Origin of the sequence: Calothrix sp. CCY 0018, from assembly GCF_963920925.1 — a bacterium.
Classification (GTDB): Bacteria; Cyanobacteriota; Cyanobacteriia; order Cyanobacteriales; family Nostocaceae; genus Rivularia.
The window spans coordinates 1-9,967 of the sequence record NZ_CAWUDI010000090.1; the positions used below are offsets into that span (position 1 = coordinate 1).

At 40.9% G+C, this 9,967-nt stretch carries 7 protein-coding genes and 1 pseudogene; 4 read left to right on the forward strand and 4 right to left on the reverse strand.

Going from position 1 to position 9,967, the window contains the following annotated elements:
• The 4 genes from ACM03V_RS33985 to ACM03V_RS34000 all read right to left on the reverse strand — a co-directional run.
• Nucleotides 1-1,026 (reverse strand): 30S ribosomal protein S1 (locus tag ACM03V_RS33985; protein ID WP_414625228.1); only part of this gene is annotated, 1,026 nt, incomplete at its 3' end.
• Nucleotides 1,027-1,432: 406 nt separating this feature from the next.
• Nucleotides 1,433-1,540, reverse strand: coding sequence for a photosystem II reaction center protein T (locus ACM03V_RS33990; protein ID WP_017744537.1), 108 nt, complete (start codon nucleotides 1,538-1,540; stop codon nucleotides 1,433-1,435).
• Between the two features lie 150 nt (nucleotides 1,541-1,690).
• A complete protein-coding gene (gene psbB, locus ACM03V_RS33995; RefSeq protein WP_414625229.1) occupies nucleotides 1,691-3,220 on the reverse strand; it encodes a photosystem II chlorophyll-binding protein CP47 in 1,530 nt (509 codons plus the stop codon).
• 1,069 nt (nucleotides 3,221-4,289) lie between these two features.
• A complete protein-coding gene (locus tag ACM03V_RS34000) occupies nucleotides 4,290-4,625 on the reverse strand; it encodes a hypothetical protein (RefSeq protein ID WP_414625230.1) in 336 nt (111 codons plus the stop codon).
• Between the two features lie 198 nt (nucleotides 4,626-4,823).
• On the opposite strand from ACM03V_RS34000, the gene ACM03V_RS34005 reads away from it, so the two are divergent.
• From ACM03V_RS34005 to ACM03V_RS34020, 4 genes and pseudogenes are all read left to right on the forward strand, one after another.
• Nucleotides 4,824-6,398: an ABC transporter substrate-binding protein gene (locus tag ACM03V_RS34005; RefSeq protein WP_414625231.1), complete on the forward strand. Its 1,575-nt coding sequence runs from the start codon at nucleotides 4,824-4,826 to the stop codon at nucleotides 6,396-6,398.
• A 289-nt stretch (nucleotides 6,399-6,687) separates the two neighbouring features.
• On the forward strand, nucleotides 6,688-7,713 hold the full coding sequence (locus ACM03V_RS34010) for an ABC transporter permease (RefSeq protein ID WP_414625232.1): 1,026 nt from the start codon (nucleotides 6,688-6,690) through the stop codon (nucleotides 7,711-7,713).
• Nucleotides 7,714-8,042: 329 nt separating this feature from the next.
• A complete protein-coding gene (locus ACM03V_RS34015) occupies nucleotides 8,043-9,374 on the forward strand; it encodes an AAA family ATPase (RefSeq protein WP_414625233.1) in 1,332 nt (443 codons plus the stop codon).
• Between the two features lie 183 nt (nucleotides 9,375-9,557).
• A pseudogene (locus ACM03V_RS34020) lies at nucleotides 9,558-9,967 on the forward strand (ATP-binding protein); the annotation flags it as partial.

Consider the following 9,967-nt stretch of genomic DNA (forward strand, 5'->3'; position numbering starts at 1 on the left):
AGTTTCTGCTGGTGCTTCCTCTACGGTTGCTTCAGTTTCTGCTGGTGCTTCCTCTGCGGTTGCTTCTTCTGCTGCTGCCGGAGCTTCTTCCTCAGAAGGTGCAGCTTCAGGAGTTATACCTTGTTCCTTGGCTAACAACTGTTCGCGGAATTTAGCAGCCATTTCTTCTGCTCTATCAAATACCGCATCCCGGTTCTTAATCATGTCGCCAGGTTCGGGTTCAAGCTGCTTGGTAGAGAGTGAAATTCTACCTCTCTCTGCATCCAAGTCAATAATCATTACTTTCAATTCATCATTGACATTGAACACGCTGTGAGGCGTATCGATATGTTCGTGAGAAATTTCGGAAATGTGTAGCAAACCGCTTACACCGCCAATATCGATAAAGGCACCGTAAGGCTTGATTCCGCGAACTGTACCAATTACAACTTCGCCTACTTCCAAACGATTCATCTTACGCTCAACCAATGCCCGACGATGAGACAATACAAGGCGGTTGCGCTCTTCATCTACTTCTAAGAATTTTAATGGTAGTTCTTCGCCCACTAAATCTTCTTTTGGCTTACGAGTACTTATATGAGAACCGGGAATAAATCCACGCAATCCTTCAATCCGCACTAATGCTCCACCACGGTTTGTTGCGAATACGCCGGAACGCACGGTGGCATCCTCTGTTTGCAGCTGACGTACCCGTTCCCAAGCCCGCATATACTCAATACGGCGAATAGAAAGAGTTAACTGACCTTCTTCATTCTCATCACTGAGAATGTAAAACTCCCGTGTTTCGTTGGATTGTAATACTTCTTCCGGGTTATCCACCCGGTTAATTGACATTTCTTGTATAGGTATATATGCTGCCGTTTTAGCACCAATGTCAATCAGAGCGCCGCGCGGCTCTAAACTAAAAACTGTACCTGGAACTATATCCCCTGGGCTGAAGTGATAATCATATTTATCAAGTAAAGCCGCGAAATCGTCGTGTGTAAACCCAATATCATTGGTTGGTTTCTGATTGACATTTACCATGCTTTATGTTTCCTGGTTTTATTCTCCGTAAAATTTTTTTGCCTCCTAGCGATGTATATCCAATCGCCTCGTTTTGGCACTGTCACACTTATATCCAATATAATATTATCCTAGCGCAGAAAAGCTGATTAAACACACATCAACTTTCAGATTATAAATTATATCAAATATTAATACTTTTTGTACCGTTAATAGTCAACATATTTTAGATTTTAGATTTTAGATTTTAGATTTTGGATTGGGTATGGGGCCGCAGGGCATTGATAATTAGTAATTGATAATTGTTTCCCTACTTTCTTTAAAATAGAAATAACCGCTGCTTTCCCTTAAATATAGATAGCAGCGGTTAATTATGATTTATATTTTTGTATTTTGCCGCAAATTTCGGCATTAACAAAATGTTTTCTTATTTTTCCTCTTTATTTTCAATCCGAGGAGGTTCGCGAAAGGCGATCGCAAAAAATAGGGTGCCGATCGCTAGGGCCAAAATCAAAATGTATGCAACGCTTTCCATATCCTTAAGTTCCTGCTGACTATCAGCCTGCAATCTTAGTGTACCAAGCTACAGGAGGTAATGGCCGCACAAATAAGCTAAATGATGATTTTTAGTTTTATTTTGCGACCATTCTTAACTTTTCTTTACTTAGAGGTGCTTAAAACGTAATTAAGCGGTTTCTCTTGTACGAGTAGTTTTGTCACCAACTTTGGCGAATCTACCCCATTCCACTTGTTCTTCGAGGTCTGCATCAACACCAGCAAATACATCTCGGTAAATTGTCCGAGAACCATGCCAAATGTGACCGAAGAAGAACAATAGCGCAAATACAGCGTGTCCGTATGTAAACCAACCTCTAGGACTGGTACGGAATACACCGTCAGAATTCAAGGTTTCGGTATCAAAATCAAACGGTTCGCCTAATTGAGCTTTACGAGCATATTCCTTAACTTTTATGGGGTCAGTAAATGTTTGACCATCTAAATCTCCACCATAGAAACTTACGGTTACACCAGTTTGCTCGAAGCTGTTCTTGGATTCTGCACGACGGAAGGGAATATCAGCGCGGATAACATTATCAGCATCTGTGAGAATTACGGGGAAGGTTTCAAAGAAGTTAGGAAGACGACGTACATCTAATACGCGACCTTCACCATCTTTGAATACCGGATGTCCCAGCCAAGAAAGCGCTATACCAGCACCTTTATTCATCTGACCAGTACGGAATAAACCACCTTTGGCGGGGCTATTACCTACATAGTCGAAGAAAGCGAGTTTTTCAGGTATTCTCGACCAAGCTTGATCTAAATTTTCACCATTGGCAAGACTAGCTTGAACCCGACGGTCAATTTCTTGGTGATAATAATTTTGGTCCCATTGATAGCGAGTTGGGCCAAATAATTCTACTGGAGTTGTGGCGCTACCGTACCACATGGTACCGGCAACAACGAATGCTGCGAAAAATACTGCTGCAATAGAACTTGAAAGTACGGTTTCAATGTTACCCATCCGTAGTGCTTTATAAAGCCTTTCTGGAGGTCGTACAGTCAAGTGGAACAAACCAGCAATAATTCCGACAATACCAGCAGCGATGTGGTGGGCTACTACTCCACCAGGGTTAAACGGGTTAAAACCTGCCGGCCCCCATTCCGGGGCTACTGCTTCAATATGACCCGTTAATCCATAGGGGTCAGAAATCCACATCCCTGGGCCAAATAAGCCGGTGAGGTGGAAAGCACCAAAACCGAAGCAAAGAAGACCGGATAAGAAAAGGTGGATACCAAACATTTTTGGTAAATCCAAAGCAGGTTCGCCGGTACGAGGATCTTGGAATAGTTCTAAATCCCAGTAAACCCAGTGCCAAACCGCAGCTAAGAATAACAAACCAGAAAGAACGATGTGAGCGGCAGCTACACCTTCAAACGACCAAAAACCAGGGTCGCCAGTAGGATTGCCAGTAACGCTCCAACCACCCCAAGATTCAACAACACCTAAACGTGCCATGAAGGGAAGTACAAACATCCCTTGTCGCCACATTGGGTTTAGTACGGGGTCAGAAGGATCGAAAATAGCTAGTTCGTATAAAGCCATCGAACCAGCCCAGCCAGCGACCAAGGCTGTGTGCATTAAATGTACAGAAATAAGCCGTCCTGGATCGTTCAGAACGACTGTATGTACTCGGTACCAGGGTAGTCCCATCGACTACGCTCCTCCTAGATGAATTATGTTTACAAACTTTTCGGAATGAATTTTTGTTATTAGCAAACTTGATTTTCGCATTAAGCGTGTCTTAATAAAAAAGAAACGCAGTCTCTAAACACGGTACAACCCATTTATGAAATTACTTTCATGTAGGTCGAAATTGCCATGTGAAAATGAGAATGTTGTGACATACCTTCATCAAACCATAGATTATTATGATTTAGGCTTCTCAGTGACTCCTTTATGAGGACATTTACTGAGCTTTAAAGCCGTGTGCCCCACGGTCTTTTGATCGGATTTGTTTTTTGAGTTTGTGGGCTGCGGTTAGCATTTATTGGGTTATACCCACATACTATATATACTATGAATTCTGCCTCCACTGCCATCTCATACTCCCGCCCCGAGGGTGAGATGTGAGACAGGAAAAGTCGAGATTGTTCAAAATTCTAACTATTGATGGAACTGTTTGCAAGAGTGTTAACAGCAGCCTTAACACCGATATGGGGTAACAGCAGCGAATATGAAAATACTTACAAGTAACTTCTAACATGGGTTGATTCAGCTTATGGAAGTGTTACTTTTCATCACTTCTCTCATAAAACTACTATTTTAATTTGCTATTAATTATCATAGTGTTTGTACTTGTTTTAATGTATAAAATGTTTAATAATGCTTGCGATCGCGAAATCTTCTTTCTTAACTATTTAATTTTGGTTGTTGGATTTTAACAATGGATTGACCACTTTTTTTTTAGGACTTACGCAAAGGTAACGTAACTGCGTCATTACTCACGAGAGGCGACGTAATCGCCAGAATCCTGCGATTGCTTCCCTACACTCCGTTTCGGTCGCAATGACAATTTCAGTTTGCGTAAGTCCTGTTTTTAAAGAAGCAATAAGATTTTTGATAAAAGGGAAATTTATTATTGAATGCGAGATTTGATGATGCACCGGATTATTCTTATCATCAATCGCCATTCACGGTACTGTGCGGCTTAGATGGAGTTGGCAAGGGAATAGAAATTAAATCTAATATCTGAAAATCTAAAATCTAAAATTGACCTCGATTACTTTACGACTGAGCGTATATCTTGCAATAAGCATTTAGCAGAAGCATTTCCCAAACGTTCGATGACTTGTTCGGCGGTAATGAGACGCTTCAAAACTACTTGACCAATATTTTGAGGTGGTGTCTCTCTGGGTACAGATAATACTGGTTGAACTTCCACCGTGACAATAGCTTCTTCAACTTGATAAAGCCACATCACCTCCGAGTCTTCCACCAGGCAAAGATTTAATCGTTCAATTTCTGGATGTCTTCGCCATGCTGAGACTTGCCATAGTCCGTCAAAAGCCCATACTCTACCAACCTTCCAGCCATCAGACAAGAAAAAATATTTCACGTTTAATATCCTGATAAAGAGACGACTAACTCCTAACTCCTAACTCCTAACTTTTTTAATCCTGGAGATATTGCCAAACATATAGTAAAATATCTCACCACTTATTTTAATTTACGAATCTAATACAATACCGCTATGAGTTTTTCCTTATCTATAAGACAGTGGGGGCGAATTAGATTGTTGTTCTCCCTGTTGTGTATGTGTGTTTTGCTGGTTTCTAGTTGTGCGAATAATCAAGTTACTAATCCGTCTGCTTCTGCTTCTGGAAATGGTCGGATTACTATTGGTACTACGGCGAAACCGCGCACTCTCGATCCAGCAGATGCTTACGAGTTGTCTTCGCTATCGTTGGTGTACAACATGAGCGATCGCCTTTACACTTACGAACCGGGAAGTACGCAACTCAAGCCGGAACTGGCTACGGCGTTACCTACGATTAGCGATGATGGTTTAACTTATACTATGCCCATTCGTAAAGGTGTGGTGTATCACGACGGCACGAAGTTTGATGCAAAGGCGATGGAGTTTAGTTTGCGTCGCTTTATCGAAAACAAAGGTAAGCCATCTTTTTTACTTTCCGATAGCGTGGAGTCAGTAAAAGCCACGGGAGAATATGAGTTAACAATTAAATTAAAACAACCTTTTGCAGCTTTTACTTCATTGCTAGCTTTTGCTGGAGTTCCTGCACTTTCTCCCAAAGCTTACGAAATCGGTGAAGGGAAATTTGAACCAAATAAATTTATTGGAACTGGACCTTATAAATTAACTAAATTTGGCACAGATTCGCTGATATTTGACGTATTCAACCAATATTGGGGAGAAAAGCCCGCTAATAAGGGTGTCACCGTGCAGATTCTCAGCAGTGGAGTGAATTTGTACAATAATTTCCGCAAACAAGGTGTGGATGTTGCTTACGTGGCTTTAGATCCCGACCAAATTACCAGTTTGGAGCAAATGTCCAGGGAAGGTAAATGGTTAGCAATTCCCAATGAAGGTAGCGTAGTTAGTTATTTAACGCTTAATCGCAACCAAAAACCCTTAGATATACCGGAAGTGAGACAGGCGATCGCCGCAATGATTGACCGTAAATTGATATATGACAGAGTATTGTACGGTCAAGCGGAAGAAGTTTATAGTATGGTTCCGACAACCTTTGATGTATACCAACCAGTATTTAAAGAGAAATACGGTAAAGGTGGTAATCCCGAAAAAGCCAAAGAATTGTTAAGAAAAGCAGGTTTTTCCAAAGAGAATCCCGCAGTAGTAGAAGTTTGGTATCCTTCAAGTTCGGCAACTCGCAGTTTAACAGCTTTGGTTTTGGACGCTCTGGCTAAAAAAACAATGGATGGAATGCTGGTATTTGAAGTAAATACAGTAGAATCAACATCCGCTTTCAAAAACATTGGCGAAGGTTTATATCCATCATTCTTACTTGATTGGTATCCTGACTTTTTAGATGCAGATAATTACATTCAGCCATTTTTATCATGCGAACAAGGTTCACCAGACAAAGGATGTGAAAAAGGAGGAAGTCAAAGTCAAGGTTCGTTTTTCTACAGTCAGCAGATGAACCAGCTAATTAACAAAGAACGCCAAGAACAAGATCCAGTAAAACGCAAGCAAATCTTTGCAGAAATTCAAGAAATATTAGCCGAAGAAGTACCTTACGTTCCCTTGTGGCAAAGTAAAGACTACGTATTTGCCCAAAACGGAATTACTGGAGTGCAATTAGACGCTACGCAAATTTTGATATATAAGAATATTAAGAAATAGGGAATTGGGGAATTGGGCATGGGGAATAGGAAAGCTTAATTTTTTTCCATATTTTTTCATTTCGTAAAACCCCATCCCGCCGACGGTTGCAAACCGCCGCCTAATAGCGAAAGTCCTCTAAAAGAGGACTAAATAAATAAGTGAACTAAAAATATCTAAATCCTGTTTCCGATTAAAGATAAACAATTAACATTACCAAAAAACAAATATCCAATGCCCAATCCCCCATGCCCCATGCCCAATTCACAACTCCTAACTTCTAACTCCTAACTCCTAACTAACTTAAATTATGTCCCGTTCAAAAGCTTTAGCGTATTACGTTACTACTCGTTTGTTGCTGGCTCCGCTGCAAATTCTAACTATTGTTACTATAGTTTTTCTATTACTAAGAGCTACACCTGGGGACCCGGTTGATGCTATTTTGGGTGGTCGTGCGCCGGAAAGTGCCAAGGAAGAATTACGGACGCAATTAGGTTTAGATTTACCTTTGTGGATGCAATATTTTAGATATTTGGGTAAATTGCTTGTCTTGGATATGGGTGAATCAACAACCAGTCGCGGACAAAAAGTTTGGGAAATTATTTGGCAGTATTTTCCGGCTACGGTGGAACTAGCGGTATTTGCGATTATAGTTGCTCTGGTGGTTGGGATTGGAGTCGGAACTATTTCGGCTTCTCGTCCGGGTACTGCTCTGGATTTGGGCGGGAGATTATTCGGTACTATTACTTATGCATTACCGATGTTTTGGGCGGGAATGATACTACAGTTAATCTTCGCCGTTTGGTTGGGTTGGTTTCCTTTAGGAACAAGATTTCCAGCAACTATGGGTTCACCCGAAGGTTTTACCGGGTTATATACAATAGATAGTCTTTTAAGCGGTAATTTTGGTCAATTCTTTACAGCCATACAATATCTAATACTGCCTTGCTGTACCTTGGGAATATTGCTCAGCGGTATTTTCGAGCGGATTGTGCGGGTAAATTTACAGCAAACAATGCGATCGGATTATGTGGAAGCAGCAAGAGCGAGAGGAATTCAAGAAAGAAAGATTTTGTTTTCTCACGCTTTGAGAAATGCTTTGATTCCGGTGATTACGGTTTTGGGTTTAACTTTTGCATCCTTGCTTGGTGGAGCAGTATTAACCGAAGTAACATTTTCGTGGCCCGGATTGGCTAATCGATTATTTCAAGGAATTAGCGAACGTGATTATCCCACCGTGCAGGGAATCATGATATTTTTCGGGACAATTGTTGTTGGTGCGAGTATTTTGATTGATATTTTGAATGCTTATGTCGATCCGAGGATTCGGTATTAGGTAATTGGTAATTGGTGTGTTAAGTAAGTAGACGTGAATAAATATAACTGTGTTCTGTCATTGCGACGAGGCACGAGGAAGCAATCGCAACCGCTTCAAGCTTTTTACACTTCATAACATAGTTAGTTTTTTATGTGCCGACTTACTTATTGCAGAGCGTAACGCACTATTTTTGTATATTAAAACCCACTTGAAGCAAATAGAATAAGTCGGTGGACAAAAATGTTTACCCTTATTGCTTCGCTTCGCTCGCAATGACACTATGTAATTAATTCTGTCTAACTACTTAATGTTATATTTTCAGTAATTAAACTCAAACTATTGCCCGAATGAATAGCGATATTCCGGTTAAAATACTATTTTTAGCAGCCGATCCAAGTGATGCTTCTCGGTTGCGTTTGGGGCAAGAGTTACGAGATATAAAAGCAAGCCTACGAGTTGCGAAGGAGCTAGGAAAATATCAGTTAGAACAGCTAGAGTCAGTCAGAGCCGGGGATATTACACAGGCAATATTTGATGTTGAGCCACAAATTATCCATTTTTCTGCACACGGTACAAATCAAGGTGAGCTTTGCTTTGAGAATGAATTAGGTCAAATTCAAGCTGTAGAATCTGATGCTTTAGCGGCAATGTTTGAATTATTGGTAGAGCAAGTTAACTGCGTGCTGCTAAATGCCTGCTATTCAGAGATTCAAGCTAAGGCGATCGCCGAACACATCCCCTATGTAATTGGGATGAATGACGCAATTGGAGACAAAGCCGCGATCGCGTTTGCTGTTGGTTTTTACAAAGCTTTAGCTGCAAATCGTGGCGTTGAAGAAGCGTACAAATTTGGTTGTGTAGAAATTCGCCTCCAAGGTATTGCAGAGCATCTTAAACCAGTCTTATATGTTAAACAAAATTCTTTAGTTTCTTCTCCAAAGCCAAAAATTGAAAAAATTATTCCTAATCCTTTCATTCCAAGGAGTGGGATAGTCAAAAACTCTCAAAAATTCTTTGGTAGAAAAAAAGAACTTAATCGGATATTTGAAACCCTCAATAGTGGAAGCAGTGTAGCGCTAATTGGTGCCAGAGAAATTGGCAAGTCTTCGCTACTGTGGGCTATTTCTCAACAAGCAGAAACAAAATTAATGCCGCCTCGTAAAGCAATTTATTTGGATATGAGCCAAGTTTATGACGAGGAGGATTTTTACTTCGCTTTATGTTCTGAAATAGGAATAGAAGAGTGCAAAGGATTTCGCTTGGAAAGAGCTTTAAAAAAACAACGTCCCCAATTGCTACTTTTACTTGATGAAATTGAAAAAATGAGTTGGGAAGGTTTTACCAATCAGGTAAGGGGACAATTACGGGGATTAGCTAACGGACATGATGCTCCTTTGCGTTTGGTTGTGGCTGCTTCTACTTCTTTAGATAAGCTTTTTCCCGATAGTAATGAAATTGGGATGGTTTCGCCGTTTCAAAATATTTGTCTTGAGGAACAGATTATTTTGTGGGATGAAGCTACTGTTCGCGATTTCATTAACTATCGATTGGAGAATAATCCAATTCAATTTACAGAAGCAGAAGTTACACAAATTGTCAGAAGTTGCGGTGGTTTTCCCAAGGAAATCATGCAAATGTGTTATCGAACTAATGCACGGTATGTAGAGGGGGTGACATGAATATATTCTACGACTCTGCTGGTATTCGCAACCGCCTAGGATTAAAATCCCAGGCTCATAAACTAAGTCCTCTAAAGAGGACTAAACAGTTTTTTAGTCCTCTTTAGAGGACTTTGGCTATTAGCCCGGAAATTGATTTCCGGGCGGTTCTGGTTGATTGCAAAGAATAGCGGAGAACCAAAAATGACCCAAGAAACCCCCGTACCGCTTCTAGATTTAGCACCAAAACTCAAACGTCCTCTCTCTTTGTGGAACCCTTTAGATTATCTGCGCCTGTTGTATTGGGTGTTTTATTTTCCCCAAGCTTTGCGGTGGTATGTGAATACTTTTGGGGGTGGTTATATTCCAGCAGGGGAAACGAATTGGCGGAAGGGATTGGAACTGCTACGTGAAAATTCCGTTCAGCGTAATTTACTTTTCCAAGGGTTGTTATTAACAGTTGTCACACCATTTATTGTCAGTAGAATTCTACAGAGTATAGGTGTTTCTATAGATTGGTTAGGCGTGGCTTTTGGCGTGGCTTTTGGCGTGGCTTTTGGCGTGGCAAGTGGCGTGGCTTTTGGCGTGGCAAGTGGCGTGGCAAGTGGCGTGGC

Excerpts from the sequence above, each read along its gene's own strand:
- ACM03V_RS34010 (WP_414625232.1), top strand. The coding sequence starts at position 6,688 with ATGTCCCGTTCAAAAGCTTTAGCGTATTACGTTACTACTCGTTTGTTG.
- ACM03V_RS34015 (WP_414625233.1), top strand. The coding sequence starts at position 8,043 with ATGAATAGCGATATTCCGGTTAAAATACTATTTTTAGCAGCCGATCCA.
- ACM03V_RS33990 (WP_017744537.1), bottom strand. The coding sequence starts at position 1,540 with ATGGAAAGCGTTGCATACATTTTGATTTTGGCCCTAGCGATCGGCACC.
- psbB (WP_414625229.1), bottom strand. The coding sequence starts at position 3,220 with ATGGGACTACCCTGGTACCGAGTACATACAGTCGTTCTGAACGATCCA.
- ACM03V_RS34005 (WP_414625231.1), top strand. The coding sequence starts at position 4,824 with ATGTGTGTTTTGCTGGTTTCTAGTTGTGCGAATAATCAAGTTACTAAT.